This window comes from Streptomyces sp. NPDC088706 (genome assembly GCF_044752765.1).
In the GTDB taxonomy this organism is placed as follows: Bacteria; Actinomycetota; Actinomycetes; order Streptomycetales; family Streptomycetaceae; genus Streptomyces.
In genome coordinates, this window is record NZ_JBIVLW010000014.1 from 17,287 (window position 1) to 33,682 (window position 16,396).

General features: G+C 70.3%; 13 protein-coding genes. 6 read left to right on the forward strand and 7 right to left on the reverse strand.

Annotated features, from left to right (window positions below; all coding sequences use genetic code 11):
• Positions 1–42: 42 nt before the first annotated feature.
• Together ACIQAK_RS25575 and ACIQAK_RS25580 are read right to left on the reverse strand one after the other, a co-directional pair.
• A complete protein-coding gene (locus ACIQAK_RS25575; protein ID WP_366391587.1) occupies positions 43–2,442 on the reverse strand; it encodes an ATP-binding protein in 2,400 nt (799 codons plus the stop codon).
• Positions 2,443–2,505: 63 nt separating this feature from the next.
• Positions 2,506–2,967 carry an SRPBCC family protein gene (locus ACIQAK_RS25580; protein ID WP_366391586.1) on the reverse strand — a complete coding sequence of 154 codons (462 nt, stop codon included), beginning with the start codon at positions 2,965–2,967 and terminating at the stop codon, positions 2,506–2,508.
• Positions 2,968–3,214: 247 nt separating this feature from the next.
• Between ACIQAK_RS25580 and ACIQAK_RS25585 the strand changes: the two genes are divergently transcribed.
• Entirely contained in the window at positions 3,215–3,568 is a 354-nt protein-coding gene (locus tag ACIQAK_RS25585) for a PRC-barrel domain-containing protein (protein WP_366391585.1), read from the forward strand.
• Between the two features lie 114 nt (positions 3,569–3,682).
• Here ACIQAK_RS25585 and ACIQAK_RS25590 read toward each other — a convergent pair whose 3' ends face one another.
• Together ACIQAK_RS25590 and ACIQAK_RS25595 are read right to left on the reverse strand one after the other, a co-directional pair.
• Positions 3,683–3,892, reverse strand: a complete 210-nt coding sequence (locus ACIQAK_RS25590) for a hypothetical protein (RefSeq protein WP_366391608.1) — start codon at positions 3,890–3,892, stop codon at positions 3,683–3,685.
• A gap of 142 nt (positions 3,893–4,034) precedes the next feature.
• On the reverse strand, positions 4,035–4,277 hold the full coding sequence (locus tag ACIQAK_RS25595; protein ID WP_366391584.1) for a hypothetical protein: 243 nt from the start codon (positions 4,275–4,277) through the stop codon (positions 4,035–4,037).
• A gap of 221 nt (positions 4,278–4,498) precedes the next feature.
• Here ACIQAK_RS25595 and ACIQAK_RS25600 point away from each other — a divergent pair, with 221 nt between their 5' ends.
• Positions 4,499–5,542 carry a LacI family DNA-binding transcriptional regulator gene (locus ACIQAK_RS25600; protein WP_366391583.1) on the forward strand — a complete coding sequence of 348 codons (1,044 nt, stop codon included), beginning with the start codon at positions 4,499–4,501 and terminating at the stop codon, positions 5,540–5,542.
• 185 nt (positions 5,543–5,727) lie between these two features.
• On the opposite strand, the gene ACIQAK_RS25605 is transcribed toward ACIQAK_RS25600, so the two are convergent.
• Positions 5,728–8,544 carry a glycosyl hydrolase gene (locus tag ACIQAK_RS25605; protein WP_366391582.1) on the reverse strand — a complete coding sequence of 939 codons (2,817 nt, stop codon included), beginning with the start codon at positions 8,542–8,544 and terminating at the stop codon, positions 5,728–5,730.
• Between the two features lie 234 nt (positions 8,545–8,778).
• On the opposite strand from ACIQAK_RS25605, the gene ACIQAK_RS25610 reads away from it, so the two are divergent.
• The 4 genes from ACIQAK_RS25610 to ACIQAK_RS25625 all read left to right on the forward strand — a co-directional run bounded on the left by ACIQAK_RS25610 (position 8,779) and on the right by ACIQAK_RS25625 (position 13,733).
• Positions 8,779–10,083 carry an extracellular solute-binding protein gene (locus ACIQAK_RS25610; RefSeq protein ID WP_366391581.1) on the forward strand — a complete coding sequence of 435 codons (1,305 nt, stop codon included), beginning with the start codon at positions 8,779–8,781 and terminating at the stop codon, positions 10,081–10,083.
• A 126-nt stretch (positions 10,084–10,209) separates the two neighbouring features.
• Positions 10,210–11,190: a sugar ABC transporter permease gene (locus tag ACIQAK_RS25615; protein ID WP_366391580.1), complete on the forward strand. Its 981-nt coding sequence runs from the start codon at positions 10,210–10,212 to the stop codon at positions 11,188–11,190.
• On the forward strand, positions 11,187–12,098 hold the full coding sequence (locus tag ACIQAK_RS25620) for a carbohydrate ABC transporter permease (protein ID WP_366391579.1): 912 nt from the start codon (positions 11,187–11,189) through the stop codon (positions 12,096–12,098). The genes ACIQAK_RS25615 and ACIQAK_RS25620 overlap by 4 nt, the downstream gene beginning before the upstream one ends.
• Positions 12,099–12,305: 207 nt before the next feature.
• A complete protein-coding gene (locus ACIQAK_RS25625; RefSeq protein WP_366391578.1) occupies positions 12,306–13,733 on the forward strand; it encodes a GH1 family beta-glucosidase in 1,428 nt (475 codons plus the stop codon).
• 88 nt (positions 13,734–13,821) lie between these two features.
• On the opposite strand, the gene ACIQAK_RS25630 is transcribed toward ACIQAK_RS25625, so the two are convergent.
• Both ACIQAK_RS25630 and ACIQAK_RS25635 read right to left on the reverse strand, forming a co-directional pair.
• Positions 13,822–14,970 (reverse strand): glycosyltransferase family 4 protein, encoded by a 1,149-nt coding sequence (locus ACIQAK_RS25630; protein WP_366391577.1) that lies wholly within the window; start codon positions 14,968–14,970, stop codon positions 13,822–13,824.
• Complete coding sequence (locus ACIQAK_RS25635) at positions 14,967–16,349, reverse strand: hypothetical protein (protein WP_366391576.1); 1,383 nt, start codon at positions 16,347–16,349, stop codon at positions 14,967–14,969. Before ACIQAK_RS25635 ends, ACIQAK_RS25630 begins: the two co-directional genes overlap by 4 nt.
• Between the last annotated feature and the right edge of the window lie 47 nt (positions 16,350–16,396).

Genomic DNA, 16,396 nt, shown 5'->3' on the forward strand with positions numbered 1-16,396 from the left:
GACGGCCGACCAGCTGCCGAGTGGCCGACGCCCTGACCAGGTTCACCCTGACGGAGCGTCCGCCCCGCCCAGCGTGAACCACACCGCCGTCCCCGGACCCCCGCCCGGCGGCCGGCTGCCGTCCGGCGCGGTGGCGGGGCTCTCCAGCCACAGCCGGCCCCCGTGGCGTTCCACGATCCGCTTGACCACCGCGAGGCCGACGCCCGAGCCGCCGCCCCGCTCCTCGCGCCGGTGCAGCCGGCGGAACAGCTGGACGACGTCCTCGTGCTGGGCGGGCGGGATGCCGATGCCGTTGTCCCGTACGGCGACGGCCGTCACCTCCCGCCCGTCCTCGGCGCCGGGCGGCACCACCGGGACCGCCTCCACCCACACCCGCCGCTCGCCCGCGCCCTCGTCCGCCGCGTACTTGGCCGCGTTGACGAACAGGTTCTCCAGCACCTCGCGCAGCCGCTCCCGGTCCGCGCGCAGATGGGGCAGAGGGGCGGGGCGCACCAGTGTCACACCCTGCTCCGCCAGCCGGTCACCGGCGACCAGCAGCGCGTCGTCCACCACCTCGTCCAGCGACAGCAGTTCCCGCTCCAGGCCGACCTGGCCGAGGCGGGAGAAGTGGAGCAGGGAGTCGAGCAGCCCGTCCATGCGCTCCGCGAGCCGGCGCACCGTGGTCAGCCGGCGCAGGGAGGTCGTGTCCAGTTCGCCACCTGCGTCCTCGACGATGAAGGCAGCCGCGTTCGAGATCCCCCGCAGCGGCTCCTTCAGGTCGTGGGCCGCCGCGTGCGCGAAGGAGTCCAGGTCCTCGTTGGTCCGGGCGAGCTCGGTGTTCCGCGCCTCCAGCTCCGCCATCTGCCGGCTGAGCAGGCCCGACATCTCCCGCCAGAGCTCTCCGGCGACGACCCGCTGCGCGGGGGTCCACGGCAGGCTCCGCCCGCGTACGGTCGCCCGATGGACGGCGGCGGAACCGCGCGGGGTCAGCCGCTCACCGCCCGGTCCCGTACGCACCGGGCGCGCCGGGTCGGCCGCCCACTCCCGGGGGGCGGGCCGTTCCCGGCGCCACCAGGCCAGCAGGTCACCGTCCCGGTTGAAGGGGAGGAAGAGGAGGCCCGCGGGCAGCCCCTGCTCCTGGGCGTCCAGCGGATCGAGGCCCAGCGTCTCCGGTACCCGGTCGGTGCTCCACACCTCACCCACCGGGCTCCGACCCGCCAGCCGCTCCAGCAGGCCGGGCAGCCCGGCCGGGAGCGGGGCCCCCGTCGTCAGCCTCTCGGTGCCCCGGCCCCTGAGCAGCAGAGCCCCGTCGGCGTGGAGGAGTCCGGCCAGCCCGGAGTCGGGGTGCATCAGGGTGTCCGGTGCCTGGGAGGTGAGCCGGGCCAGCAGCGTGGCGAGCGCCCTGCGGTACCCGGAGAGCTCGTCGGCCTGCTCGCGCTCGGCGACGGCCGTCAGCTGCAGGGACAGCGCGATCCCGAAGAACTCGCAGGCCGCCCGCACTTCGGGGGTCAGCCGCGTCGGCTCGTCGCCGTGGCAGGCGATCAGCCCCCACAGTTCACCGTCGTGCAGGAGCGAGACCGACATGGAGGAGGCCACACCGATGTTGCGCAGATACTCCAGGTGGTAGCCGGAGACGGTGCGGAGTATCGAGCCCGACAGGTCCAGTGGCTCGCCGGTCCCCTCCCGCAGCTCGGGCAGGAGCCCCACCGTCCGGTCGTCCACGTCGCCGATGACCCGGATCCAGTTGCGGGCGTAGAGGCGGCGGGCCTGCGGCGGGATGTCGCTGGCCGGGAACCACAGCCCCAGCCACGGCTCCCGCCCCTCGTTACGCGCCTCCGCGATGACCTGGCCGGGTCCGTCGGGGCCGTCGAACCGGTACGCCACCACCCGGTCGTAGCCGGTGAGCGCCTGGACCTCCCGGACGGCGGCCGCACAGCACTCGATGACGTCGGCCGCGCCCTGGAGCCGGTGCAGGGCCCGGCGCACCCGGGGGTAGAAGTTCTGGAAGACGAACGGACCGGCCGCGGCCCGTGGTTCGAACTCCAGCACCAGCAGCTCGTCGACCCGGTGGACGGTCACGTCGAAGAGCCGGGCCTGCCCGTCCGACTCCAGCGCGAGGGAGAGCACCCCGGAGGCGGCGGGCCCGTCCGAAGGCCCTTCCGACAGGCCCGCCGCCTCCGTGCTCTCCCGCGCCAGCGCCCACTGATCGTCCCCGATCACCTCCGCGATCGGCCGCCCCACCAGCTCCTCGGCCGCCCGGCCCAGCACTTCACCCGTGTTCCGGCTCACCGTGTCCACCAGACCGTCGTGCAGCCGGGCCGCGACCAGCGCCCCGTACGACTGGACGCCGCCGAGCAGGTGGATCGGCTCCCGGACGCACTGGGAGAGGTCGAACTCCTGGCTCACACCGGCCTCGGCCGCCACCGCCTTCGGGGAGAGCCATCCCCGTACCTCGTCGGACACTGCCCTCGCTCCGTCCCGCCGCCCGTCACCGCACCCCGCCCACGTCTTCCTGCCACCCAGGGCTCAGGGCGCGGTGTCCCCGCAGTGGGCCAGCACCGCGCGCGGCATGGTCCGGGTGATCTCGTCGCCGAGCCGCTCGAACTCCTTGCGCAGGAAGGGGTCGGCGAGCCGGGCGACGCCCTTGAAGCGGATGTGTGCGTGGTAGGTGATCCTGGTCGTTTCCTCGCCCTCCGCCCGGAAGGTGAGGTCGTCGGTGGAGGCGGCCGTCTTGTTGGTGCCGACGAAGACCAGCCGGTCCGGCTCCTTCACGTCCAGCCGGTACGTGAGCTCCGTGCGCCGCCCCCGGAACTCCGAGACGTTGTGCCACCGGGCGCCCTGGACGACCGGGGCGCCGGCCGACCCGTCGACCCGGTCGCACTCCCGCGTCCCCGGGTCCCACTCCTTCGCCCGGGAGAAGTCGGCGAGAAACGCGACGACCCGCTCCAACGGGCACGCGACGGTGAACGAGCGCCTGACGTCGACCACGATGACTCCTCGGCTCCTCATACGACGAAAAGGTGACCCCAGGGGTCCATACCATGACGAACTCCGCCTGCCCGCGCCCATCCTCGCGCACACCCTTCTGACAGGCGCGTTCGCCGCGTGAAGAGAAGATAAAAATGACCGGTGCCCGCGATGTGTAGGGAAAGCGGTGCCGGGAACCCGAATTTCCGGGACCGATCAATTGATTCATCCACGGTGATCTGAATTGACCTTCTCGAAAGGGGCCACAATGAGCGACTCCCTCTGGGGCTACCAGCCGTCGAGCGGTCACACTGCGGGCATCGACCTCGCCGGGTATGCGGTGGAGGCGACCGACGGCAGTATCGGCAAGGTCGACAAGCACTCCGACGAGCCCGGTTCCGCCTATCTACTGGTCGACACCGGGACCTGGATCTTCGGGAAGGACGTCCTCATCCCGGCGGGCACGGTGCGGCAGATCGACACGCAGGACCGCAAGGTCTACGTGGACCTCACCAAGGACCAGGTGAAGGACTCGCCGGAGTTCGACCGCCACCGGCAGGCGGAGGACCCGGGCTACCACGCCCAACTGTCGACGTACTACATGGCTTTCCGCATCATGTGACCGATCCGTGTACGCCGGCCACGCGCCGGCGCGTACACCCCCGAACGGCGGCGGGCCCGACCCCGAGGAGGGGCCGGCCCCGCCGCTTCGCGCGTCCGGCCGCACCACCACCGCTCAACGCGGCAGCTGCCCCTCCCGGTTGATCTCCGTCACCCGGGCCCGCAGCACCGCGCCCGGCGTCGCCGCCTGGACGGCGTCGGACGGGCAGGCCCACTCCGACCCCCCGCCCGGCGGGCGCAACCGCACGTCCGTCCCGGCCCGGCCCACCACCCGGCCGACCCGCCCGTCCCGACCGTCCACCGCGAACGCCCCCGGCTCGGGCACGCACGACTCCGGCTCGGGCACGCACGACTCCGGCTCGGACGCGTACGGCCGCGACTCGGACGCGTACGGTTGCGACTCGGGCCCGCACACCCCCGGCTCGGGCACGTACACCCCCGGCTCGGGCGTACACGGCTCGGCTCCCTCACCCGTCATGACCGCTCTCCTTCTCCACCAGCACCTCGCACAGCCGCAAGGCGGTGTCGATGTTGCAGCGGCCCAGGTCGACCAGTGGCGTCGGCTCGTTGCCCGCACACGAGACGGGGTCGACCCGCAGCGAGGGCAGTGTCAGGCCCAGCCCGGCCAGCCCTTCCTTCAGCTGCGCCACCACGTCCTCCGCCGTCCGCACCCGGCCCGCCGCCACCCTGCGCCGCTCCGTCGCTTCCATGCTGCACACCTTCCGCTCCGAGTCAGGGCAATGCCTACCCAGCGTGTCCAACGCGCAGCGGGCCCGGAGGAGGCGCCCACGGGCCGATCCGGGGTACGGCCGCCGATGGGAAGCGCTCTCAGCCGCGCCCGCCCCGGCGCTAGGCTGTAGACGATCCGGCGACGGCACCGGGCCAGCACCACCCCGCGTGCCGCCGTCCCCGTCGACGAGGAGCGACCGCCTTGCCCGAGCAGTCCCCCGGGCCCCGGCCCACCCTGGAAGCCGTCGCGGCGCGTGCGGGGGTCTCCCGGGCCACCGCCTCGCGGGTCGTCAACGGGGGCGACGGCGTCCGCAAGCCGCTGGTCGACAAGGTGCTCCAGGCGGTCGACGAGCTCGGTTACATCCCCAACCACGCGGCCCGGACGCTGGTGACCCGGCGGACGGGCGCGGTGGCCGTCGTCATCGCCGAGCCGGAGATACGGATCTTCTCGGACCCCTTCTTCTCCCAGCAGATCCGGGGCATCAGCAAGGAGCTGACCGCCCACGACACCCAGCTCGTCCTGCTGCTCGTCGAGGGGCCGGGCGACTTCGACCGGATCGCGCGCTACCTCTCCGGCGGCCACGTGGACGGTGCGCTCGCCTTCTCGCTCCACACGGACGACCCGCTGCCCGCGATCACCCGGCGGGCGGGGATCGCGACGGTGTACGGAGGCCGGCCCAGCTGGACCGCCGACCCCGGTGACCAGGCCGTCCCGTATGTGGACGCCGACAACCGGGGCGGGGCGCGGGTCGCCGTGCGGTATCTGCGGGACCTCGGGCGGGAGCGGATCGCCCACATCGGCGGGCCGCCCGACCAGACCTCCGCGATGGACCGCCTCGACGGCTACCGGGACGTGCTCATCGATGTGGACCCGACGCTCGTCGCCGAGGGCGCGTTCACCGTGGAGAGCGGGGCGCGGGCGATGGCGGAGCTGCTGGAGCGGCGGCCCGACCTGGACGCGGTGTTCGTCGCCAACGACCTGATGGCCTCGGGTGCGCTGCGGGTCCTGCGGGAGCGGGGGATCGCCGTGCCGGGACAGGTGGCGATCGTCGGGTTCGACGACATGGAATCGGTGGCCGAGGCGACCGATCCGCCGCTGACCACCGTCAGCCAGGACATCGAGGGCCAGGGCCGGCTGATGGCCCGGCTGCTGCTGCGCGGCCTGGACCGGGACCGTACGGGCAACGGCTCGGCGCCGGAGTCGGTGATCACCCCGACGACGCTGGTTCGGCGGGCCTCGGCCTGACCCCTGGTCGACGAGCACGGCGGGCCCTCGGCCCGAGCCCTGGTACACGAGCACGGCGGGCCCTCGGCCCGAGCCCAGGTACACGAGCACGGCGGGCCTCCGCCCTGAGGAGCCGGAGACCCGCCGCACCGATCATGCCCGTACAGCAGTTCCTCACACGTACGGGACGTTCTCCCTCAGCACCTCTACACGTACGGGATCCTGAGCACCGCCGCGTCCGTCCCCGTCTGCACCTGGGACGTGCCGTTGCCCAGCGCGTTCCAGATCTCCAGGCGGACCGTGCCGTTCTTCAGTTCGCCCAGGCTGCCGGTGGTCGCCTGCGCGCCGACCGCCTGCGTGTACTCCTCCCACCCGTCGACCGGGTCGGTGGCGAAGTAGCGGAAGGTCTCGGTGCGGTCGAAGGTGCCGTCGCCGGTCAGGTCGTAGCCGACCCTGACCTGCGGGGCGAGCCCGACCTTGGTGCCCGCGTCCACCCGGAGGCGGAACGCGGTGGCGGCCCCGGCGGAGACCTTGCCGTTGACCTTCTTCACCTCGTAGACGGTCGGGCGGTACGGGGTGCCGTCCCGGTTCACCCCGTCGGCCGAGGCGATGGTGTCCGCACCCGCCGGGTCGGTGGTGGCGGTGGTGAGGACGCCGCCGGTCTTCAGGCGGAAGGTGTTGCCGGTGGATGGGCCCGGCTCCTCCGGGTCCGGGTCGGGGTTGCCGCCGCCGGGCCCCGTGCTGACGGCCGTCGAACGGGCCGGTACGGACAGCGTCCTGCCGTCCGAGAAGGTCACCGTGCGGGTGGTGGAGCCGTGGTTGTGGGCGGTGTAGGTGCGGGTGCCGTTCTTGGCGAAGACGGCCGAGGTCGGCAGGTCGCCGCTGACCGTCATGTCCGGTGCGCCGAGCGTGTCGAGGGTGGTGATCCAGTGGTAGGTGTGGGCCTTGGACTCACCCTGCTCCGGCCCGTAATTGCCGTTCGCCGCGTCCCACTTGGCCTTCGCCGCCGCCGGGTCGGACAGTGCCTCGAACTCCCAGAGCAGGTCGCGCCACTCCTGGGCCGGGCCGCCGTTCTCGCGCTCCATCTCGGCGATGTTCCGTTTGATCGCGGCCTTCTCCCGGGCCAGGTGGAGTGAACCACCGGTCACCGGCAGGACGTTGATGCCGTGGATCTCCTCCGGGTTCGCGGTCCACCAGGTGGAGTAGGAGGCGCCGCTGCCCCAGACCATGCCGACGGTGCCGTACTTGTACGAGGCGGGGAAGACCTGCTCGCTCGCGTCGAACCAGTACTGGGTGATCGCCTCGGACTCGGTCGTCAGCAGGTAACTGCCGAGGTCCCGGAGGGAGTTGTCACCGGTGGCCGCACCCCACAGCACCAGTCCGGCGCTGAGGTTGATGGATTCCGACGAGGACTCCTGGTTGTTGCCCGCCGCGAAGCCCTGGTGGCCGGAGGCCCAGCTGTGGCCCGCGTAGACGTCGAAGCCGCGCAGGAAGGGGTAGGCGGAGTCGGTGCGGCTGGGGTTGGCGGTGTCGCGGATCAGGTGCTTGATCATCGCGCCCCAGGCCGAGTCGGCCGCCCAGGCCTGGTCGTACTGGGCGATGACCGCCGCCGCGTAGACGTAGTAGCTGTAGTGGAAGTGGTGGTCGTTGAGTTCGGTGTCGCTGCCGTACGAGGCCGGGTAGCCGGTGAGGGTCCTCCAGGCCTTGTCGTAGCTGAACTCACCGGCCCCGCCCGCCGTGAACCACTCCTGGAGGCGGCCCTTCATCAGGCCGAGGAGCTTGTCGCGGGTGGCGGTCTGGCCGATCTGGTCGGCGACCGGCACCAGTTGGGCGAGACGGCCGAGCGCCTTGCCGGTCCAGTAGGTGTCCGAGGCCCCCGAGAACGGGTCGGAGGCATTGGCGACCTCGTTGAGGTAGCCGGTCAGCCGGGCCCGGTCGACGCCGCTGGAGACGGGCAGGGCGGGCACCACGCCGTTGTTCCTCTGGCTGGTGGTGAAGGAGGCGGACTCGCGCACCTTCATCGTGCCGCGCGGTGAGACGTACGTGTACGGGGTCAGCGCGTCGGTCGTATGCAGCCACTGGTGGCGGTAGAGCGCCTGGAGCGTGCCGCGCTCGGTGCCCTCCTTGGCCTCCGTGGTCAGGGAGTAGGTCGCCCGTACGTTGCCGCCGGTGGTCTGCCAGGCCACCTGGGAGCCGGTGACGAAGCTGAAGGCGTACTTGCGGTAGGTCGCCAGCGCGTCCGTGGAGGGCAGCACGGCCAGCGAGAAGTAGTCCTTGCCCGCGAGCCCGGCGGTGATGGTGGTGCCGGAGACGTTCCAGTCGGCGCCGGTCGGGGCGAAGAGGGCGTAGTGATGCCCGGCGACGGTGATGCCGAGGACGTTGCCCTGGTCGGAGAAGACCGTGGGCGCGGCGGCGGTCGTGATGCGGGCGTCGCCGCCGGACCCCTTGGCGTACACGAACGGCATGCCGTGGCCGATGGTGGCCCGGAAGGTGCGGGAGCCGTCCGCCCAGTACGGGGTGACCGTCCAGTCGGACCAGGCGTCGGCCTTGGTGTCGGGGGAGTTCAGGCCGGTGAGGCCGACGGTGAGGTCGGCCTTGTGGGCGTACTCGTACTGCCGGCCGTCGCCGACGATCGCGGGCGTGGTCGGGTAGCCGACCTCCAGACCGGACGCCTTCGCCTGGTACGTGAGGGGGTGGCCGTACATGGGCGTGGAGTACGGGTTGTCGCCGTAGCGCTGGTAGGCGAGCGAGGACCACCAGTCGTTGGTCGGGACCGGCTTGTCCCGGGCGGCGGCGGTGAGCTTGGGAGTGACGGGCGCGCCGGTGTTCGTGGTGGGTCCGGACGTACCGGCGGGGCGGGCGTCGGTGTAACTGCCGGAACCCGCGGGGATGGTGGCGGCGGCCGCGGGGGAGGCGGCCGGGCCCAGGCTCACGGCGGCCAGGGCGATGGCCAGGAGCGCCGCCGCTGCGGGTCTGGAGGCAAAGCTGGAGAGGGAGGCTTGCACGGGCAGCACCTCGATCATGGGGGGGAGGAGCGCGTTCGAGAGCGCTCTCAAGTGCCAAGGAACGTAAAACTCCTGAAACGTGGGTGTCAAGAGAACGCACAGGGAAGGCAGTTGGGCGGTGGCCGGGTGTAACGCCAAGCTGTTATGCGTTCGAGTCTTGACGGGGAGGGGGCGGTGGGGGACGCTCCAGACGCAGGTTTTGAGAGCGCTCTCAAGGCGCTCGGTTCATCCCGAAGCCAAGGGAGGCTTCCCATGCCCATCGCCCGAGCCGCCAAGAGAGCCACCGCCCGCCTCGGCGCGGTCGTCCTCGCCGGGGCCCTCCTCGCCGCCTGTGGATCCAGCGACTCGTCGGACACCTCCGACAGCGCGGGCGGAAAGGTCACGCTGACGGTCGACCTCTTCGGGTCCTTCGGCTTCAAGGAGGCCGGGCTCTACGAGGAGTACCAGAAGCTCCACCCGGACGTGACGATCAAGCAGAGCGACACCCAGGACGAGGCGGACTACTGGAAGTCGCTCCAGACCCGCCTCGCGGGCGGCGGCGGGCTCGCGGACGTGCAGGGCGTGGAGGTGGGCCGGATCGCGTCGGTCACCCAGCAGCAGGCCGACAAGTTCCAGGACCTGAAGGAGTTCGGGGCCGACGAGCTCAAGGGCGGGTTCGCCGAGGCCAAGTGGTCGGCGGCGACCACGAAGGACGGCAGGATCCTCGGCCTCGGCACGGACGTCGGCCCCGAGGCGATGTGCTACCGCACCGACCTCTTCGAGCAGGCCGGCCTCCCCACCGACCGCGCGGAGCTCGCGCAGAAGTGGTCCACATGGGACGGCTACCTGGAGCTCGGCAAGGAGTACAAGAAGAAGGCCCCCGCCAGGAGCGCCTGGCTGGACAGCGTCGGCTCGCTCTACGGGATCATGATCGGCCAGGAGAAGGAGCGGTACTACGACGCCTCCGGCGAGCTGATCTACGAGAAGAACCCGGCGGTCAAGGAGGCCTGGGACACCTCCGTGGAGGCGGCCGACGCGGGCCTGAGCGCCAAGCTCGACCAGTGGTCCCCGCAGTGGAACCAGGCGTTCGCCGCCGGTTCGTTCGCCACCATCCCGTGCCCGGCCTGGATGCTCGGCTACATCAAGGGCCAGGCCGGTGACGGCGGCCAGGGCAAGTGGGACATCGCCAAGCTGCCCGGCGGGGCCGGCAACTGGGGCGGCTCGTACCTCTCGATCCCGCGTGCGGCCAAGCACAAGAAGGAGGCGTACCAGCTGATCGAGTGGCTGACCGCCCCCGAGCAGCAGGCGAAGGTCTTCCAGAAGCAGGGCAACTTCCCCTCCTCGACGGGTGCCATCGAGAAGATCGCGGACGCCGAGGACCCGTACTTCTCGAACGCCCCGATCGGCCAGATCTTCGGTGACGCGGCCAAGGAGTCCCCGGTCCAGGTGCTGGGTGTGCACGACCAGAACGTGATGCAGCAGCTGACGAACGCGCTGAGCGAGGTCGAGCGCAAGGGGGTCTCGTCGGACAAGGCGTGGGAGACGGCGAAGAAGGGCGTGGCGAACGTGATCGGCTGACGCCGGGACGCGCTGCTCCTCCCCTCCTCCCCCTGGGGCCGGCCCACCGGTGCGCACCACGCTGGGCCGGCCCCGCCCCCGTACCCCTCTCCGTAACGGACTCCCCCGATCCCGAAGGGCCGCATCGTGTCCCTCACCGCCACCGCGAAGGCCGGGCCCCGCAGCCCCGCCGGAACCGGACCCGGGCCCGACGTCGGTCGGGCAGCCACTCTCCGGCGTACCTGGCGCAAGGCCTCCCCGTACGCCTACATCGCCCCCTTCTTCACGCTGTTCCTCGCCTTCGGCCTCTTCCCGCTCCTCTACACGGCGTTCGTCTCCCTCTACCGGGTCGAGCTCCAGACGAGCGGCGAGATGGAGTGGCGGGGCATCGCCAACTACACGGCGCTCTTCACCGACGAGTACTTCTGGATCTCGCTGCGCAACACGTTCACCATCGGCGTGCTCTCCACGGTCCCGCAGCTGGCGATGGCCCTGGGCCTGGCCCACCTGCTCAACTACAAGCTCCGTGGCCGCACCTTCATCCGGACCGCGATCCTGCTCCCGTACGCGACCTCCGTCGCCGCCGCCACACTCGTCTTCGCGCAGCTCTTCGGCCGCGACTTCGGACTGATCAACTACGTGATCGGGCTGGTCGGCCTCGACCCGGTGGACTGGCAGACGGGCACGGTCGCCTCACAGATCGCGGTGTCGACGATCGTGATCTGGCGGTGGACGGGGTACAACGCGCTGATCTACCTGGCGGGCATGCAGTCGATCCCGCACGAGCTGTACGAGGCGGCGGAGATGGACGGGGCCTCGCGCTGGCGCCAGTTCGTCCATGTGACGCTCCCCGGACTGCGGCCCACGATCATCTTCACGGTGATCATCTCGACGATCGGGGCGACCCAGCTCTTCGGGGAGCCGCTGCTGTTCGAGGGGTCGATCTCCGGCGGGATCTCGCACCAGTACCAGACCCTCGGCCTCTACATGTACGAGCAGGGCTGGGGCTTCTTCCACCTGGGCCGGGCCGCGGCCATCGCCTGGGTGATGTTCGTCCTGATCGTGGTGCTCGTCGGGGCCAACGCCCTGATCGCGCGCCGCCGCGCACGCAAGGAGGCCGGCCGATGACCACGCTCGCCGCACCGCCGACAGCGCCCGGGACGGGCCACCCGCCGCAGGACCCGCCCGGCAAGCGGGTACGTAGGAGGGGCGCGGGCCGCACGATGAAGGGCGGCTGGCTCTCCTACCTCATCCTCGGCTTCGCGCTGCTGGTCTCGGCGTTCCCCTTCTACTGGACGATCGTCGCGGCCAGCCGGTCCAACGCGGACCTGGCGCAGGTGCCGCCGAGCCTGCTGCCGGGCCCGAACCTGATCAAGAACTTCGAGCAGGTCCTCGAAGAGGCGGACATCGGCAAGGCGCTGCTGAACTCGCTGATCGTGTCGTCGTCGATCACGCTCGGCACGGTCCTGTGCTGCACGCTGGCCGGATTCGCCTTCGCCAAGCTGAGGTTCCGGGGCCGGGGTGCGCTGCTGACGCTGACGATCGGGACGATGATGATCCCGCCGCAGCTCGGCGTGATTCCGCTGTTCATGCTGATCGCCGAACTCCAGTGGGTGAACCAGCTCCAGGCGGTGATCCTGCCGGGCCTGGTCTCCGCGTTCGGGGTGTTCTTCATGCGCCAGTACCTGGTGCAGTCGCTGCCGGACGAGCTGATCGAGGCGGCCCGGGTGGACGGGGCGTCGACGGCCCGGATCTTCTGGTCGATCGTGATTCCGATCGCGCGGCCGGGGATGGCGGTGCTCGGGATGCTCACGTTCATGACGGCGTGGAACGACTTCTTCTGGCCGATCATCGCGCTTTCCTCGCAGGAGCCGACCGTGCAGGTGGCGCTGCGGCAGCTCGGCGGCGGCTATGTCAACGACCAGTCGGTGATCATGGCCGGCACGCTGCTCGGCACGCTGCCGGTGCTGCTGGTCTTCGGCCTGCTGGGCCGGCAGATCGTCGGCGGCATCATGCAGGGCGCGGTGAAGGGCTGAGGCCCGTAAGCCCTGGCCTGTCCGCCGAGGGTCTCTGCGTCCTCCCTCTTCCGGGCTGTGTGCCTCTTCCACCTCGCCCTTCCGGGCCGTGTGCCTCTTCCTCCTCACCCTTCCGGGCTGTGCCTCTTCCTCCTCACCCTTCCGGGCTGTGTGGGGTGCCCGCCCGGCCTCTTCCTCTCCTCCTCCCCCTTCTGGAGTGTCCCTCTCATGACCGCTGTCGATGCCCGCCCGGCGACCTCCCCGGGCACCCGCCCCGAGACCGGGACGGGACTCCGCTTCCCCGCCGGATTCCGGTGGGGCACAGCCACCGCCGCCTACCAGATCGAGGGGGCGGCCACCGAGGACGGCCGTACGCCCTCCATCTGGGACACCTTCAGCCGTACCCCCGGCAAGGTCCGCAACGGCGACACCGGTGACATCGCCGCCGACCACCTGCACCGGATGCCGGACGACGTGAAGCTGATGCGGGAGCTCGGCGTCACGGACTACCGCTTCTCCGTCTCCTGGCCCCGGGTCCAGCCGACGGGCCGGGGCCCGGCCGTCGAGCGCGGCCTGGACTTCTACCGCCGGCTGGTGGACGAGCTGCTGGGAGCCGGCATCCGACCGGTCGCCACCCTCTACCACTGGGACCTGCCGCAGGAGCTGGAGGACGCGGGCGGCTGGCCGGAGCGGGACACGGCGCACCGGTTCGCGGAGTACGCGGGGCTGGTGGCCGGGGCGCTGGGCGACCGGGTGTCGACGTGGACGACGCTGAACGAGCCCTGGTGCGGGGCGTTCCTCGGGTACGGGAACGGGGTCCACGCCCCCGGCCGCACCAGCGACCTCGCCGCGCTGCGCGCCGCCCACCACTTCAACCTGGCGCACGGCCGCGCGGCCCGGGTGCTGCGCGACCGCCTCCCGTCCACCGCCGAGGTCTCCCTCACCCTGAACCTGCACGCGCTGCGCCCCCTGACGGACACGGCGGCGGACCGGGACGCGGTGCGCCGGATCGACGCGGTGGCGAACCGGATCTTCCTGGACCCGGTCTTCCACGGGCGGCTGCCGGAGGACCTGGTGGCGGACACGGCGGCGGTGACGGACTGGTCGTTCGTGCGGGACGGCGACCTGGAGGTCGCCTCCACCCCGATCGACTCGCTGGGCATCAACTACTACTCCCCCAGCGTGGTTTCGGCGGGCAGGTCCGACTCCCCCTCCCCCTGGGCGGGCGCCGAGCAGCACGTGGCGTTCACCCCGGCGGAGGGCCCGCGCACGGCGATGGACTGGCCGGTGGACGCGAACGGGCTGTACGAACTGCTGACCCGCCTGCGCGACGAACTCCCGGACGTCCCGCTGCTGGTGACCGAGAACGGGGCGGCGTACGACGACTACGCGGACCCGGAGGGCCAGGTCCACGACCCGGAGCGGGTGGCGTACCTGGACGCGCACCTGGGCGCCGTACACCGGGCGATCGAGGACGGGGTGGACGTGCGCGGCTACTTCCTGTGGTCGCTGCTGGACAACTTCGAGTGGGCGTACGGCTACAGCAAGCGCTTCGGCATCGTCCACGTGGACTTCGCGTCGCAGCGGCGCACGGTGAAGGACAGTGCGCGCTGGTACGCGGGCGTCATCGCGCGGGGCGGGCTGGAGCGCGACTGAGGGGATCGCAACCGCTCGCGGCCCTGGGGGCATCCCCGGGGCCGCAGGCAGGCCATCCTTTCTCCTCACGTCCGGGCGAGCCCGGAGCCTAGCGCGGGACGGCGCTGACGAGACTGCCCTCATCGCGGTCGGAGATCACGCGGAGCGTCAGTTCGCGCAGCTGACGGCCGGTGGTAGTGATGTCGTATCGGCGCGCGTTATGGAGAGCTGCCTCGGTCAGGGCTCTACGTCGATGAAAGTTCCGGCCCATCTCGTCCAAGGCCATGGCCAGCGAGCGGGGGTTGCCGGGCGTGTAGGGGAAGCCACTACTACCGAGGATCTCCCTCACACCGGGAAGATCGGAGTAGGCGACCGGAAGTCCGTGGGCTTGGGCCTCAATGAGGACGAGCCCGAAAGCCTCCCTAACTCTGGTGGTAAAGACAAAGGCGTCGAAGTTCGGCAGGCGGCGCCACAGCTCGGCACGGGGCAGGAATGAATCAAAATGAACTCGACCCCGCAGTCCGAGTCCGATAGCCCGCTGTTCCAGGCGCTCCCGCAGAGGTCCGCTACCGATCACGGTCAAGTGGTGCGGCCGATCGGTCAAAGCGAGGGCTTCGACGGCGGTGATCGTGGATTTGTTGTCATCCAGACGACCTGCGTGCACCAAAGATAGGGCCCCTGCTGTAGTAGGCGGTCGATCGCGTACGCGGGTATCGCTCAAACGGATTCCCCACGGGATGACGGTGAGTCGATCGGTGAATCGACGTCCGGTGAGACTGTCGATGCGGTCGGCGAGGGCGGAGGTCGGGGCGACGATCGCGGCGCTTGCGGCCGCAACGTGATTCATGGTCTCGCGTTCCGATGCGCTGCGCTCGGCCATCATCACGTCGGGGCCGTGGGCGATGGCGATGATCGGGATGTTGTCGGCGGTTCGGGTGAAGGCCAGGCTGAGAGCGAACCCGAGGTATTGGGCGTGGATGGCGTTCGGCTGGATCTCCTCGATGAGCGCACCGACCTCACGCGTCAGCGCGTCAACGTACGGGTCGAAGTCGGGTCCTTGAGGGCGCTTCGTTGTGGAGAGAGTGATCAGATGATCGAACGCGGCCTTCCAAGCCGGATCGACCGGTGCCCTGCCGAGGAAAGTCGTGCGGGTGTCAGGCATCCCGCCGTAGAGGTCGTTGACGAGGATCATGCTCCCCGACGAAGGCTCGGAGATGCGGTTGATGCCGGTCAGGATGTTCAGGCGTTCGGCAGTCATGCGGAAACTCCGTTCGCCGATGATCGCTGGGTGAGCATCGGAAATTCCAGAGCCGAATCGACTCGTGAGCCGTCGGTGGCGTTCTGCGCATCACACTGATGGGGAGGCGCCCACCACGAGGCCAGGTGCGGCGTGAAGACGGCCGCAATTTCCTCGGCCGGATGTAAGTAGCCCTTGCTGTCCTGCTCTGCTGTCCATACCCGGACTGTCGATCTGGGGTAGACGGGATTTATCCCTATCTCCCCCTTGGGAAGGATTCCGTTGAAGGGTGTGGGTATCCCCTCGTTGTTCCAGTAGTCCCATGCCTCAAGAGCCTTGGCTTTCTCGAAGCAGTGGTAGAGCTGCTGGTAGCGAGGCATGTACCGGATCTGGCGGAAGATCATCTGGCCGATCAGTCCAGGCGCGACTGTCCGGATCGCGTTGAGATCAGCCCCCCGGAAGGAGACCGATGACGCGTCCTGGGACGGGTGCAGCACGGTCCGGGCGAACAGGTGAGACAGTCGTCGCCGGACGTATTCGGCAACCCCCGGGCCAAGAGCCGGTTCGATGCTTTCGATGAGCTGGACGAGCCGGTCATGGCGTGGTGCGAAGCGGGCCAAGTCGAATAACTGGTCCATGCCTCCTACGGCGGTGAAGGCGAGTCGCTTGTAGAGCCCGTTGTTCAGCTCTCCCGCTTGGGCGCAGGTCTTGGTCTCCGGAGCGGCGGAGTGGAGCATCAGATATTCGGACAGAACCTCGAAGTACAGATAGCCGAGGAACGGTACGTGGGTCACGGCGTCGGACGCCTGGTCGATGAACGCGGATGCCGGAGTGGCATGGCCGGCGGCGTTGCGCAGAGCGACGTCGAGGAACCCGGCCGCGGCGCGCAGTCCGGCCACCAGTGCCTGGTCGAGCCGATGGGTTTCGTCCGGGGTGAGGAAGCTCTGGTAGCGCTCGTAGGTACGCAGGTGAATGGCACCGAGATGCAAGTAGTCGACGCCCTTGGGCGGTACCGGGGCGTCCGGGGTCACCTCGAAGACCATGGGCGTGGCGCGGGGCTTGGACCGCATCAGGTAGGCACCTAGGTTGTGAGGGCGCAGCCCTCCGCGCCGACTGGCGAGAGGTGTGCAGTACAGGGCCCCGACCAGGCATCCGGTGGAGACGTGCAACTCCCCACTGGCGCGGACGGCGTCGATGTCCTTGGTGGTGTGCAGCAGGTACATCGGCTTTCCGCTGACGAGCGCTTCGGTCATGGCGTTGTGGCGTATCAACCAGCCGTTGGCGGTCGAACATTCCAGGTAGTTGCGCCAGTCACTCTCACTTTCGGCCAGCGAGGCAGGAATTTGACGCTGCGCGGGCTTTGTGTAGTCCGTGTGGGCGTTTTCCCATTCGTCGCGCAAGACAACTCCCAGGGATGCAGGACAGGCGGCGGGGGCGGGGGGGGAGA

Coding starts and splice junctions, on each gene's coding strand:
- ACIQAK_RS25605 (WP_366391582.1), bottom strand. CDS start 8,544: ATGATCGAGGTGCTGCCCGTGCAAGCCTCCCTCTCCAGCTTTGCCTCC.
- ACIQAK_RS25610 (WP_366391581.1), top strand. CDS start 8,779: ATGCCCATCGCCCGAGCCGCCAAGAGAGCCACCGCCCGCCTCGGCGCG.
- ACIQAK_RS25620 (WP_366391579.1), top strand. CDS start 11,187: ATGACCACGCTCGCCGCACCGCCGACAGCGCCCGGGACGGGCCACCCG.
- ACIQAK_RS25630 (WP_366391577.1), bottom strand. CDS start 14,970: ATGACTGCCGAACGCCTGAACATCCTGACCGGCATCAACCGCATCTCC.
- ACIQAK_RS25595 (WP_366391584.1), bottom strand. CDS start 4,277: ATGGAAGCGACGGAGCGGCGCAGGGTGGCGGCGGGCCGGGTGCGGACG.
- ACIQAK_RS25625 (WP_366391578.1), top strand. CDS start 12,306: ATGACCGCTGTCGATGCCCGCCCGGCGACCTCCCCGGGCACCCGCCCC.
- ACIQAK_RS25585 (WP_366391585.1), top strand. CDS start 3,215: ATGAGCGACTCCCTCTGGGGCTACCAGCCGTCGAGCGGTCACACTGCG.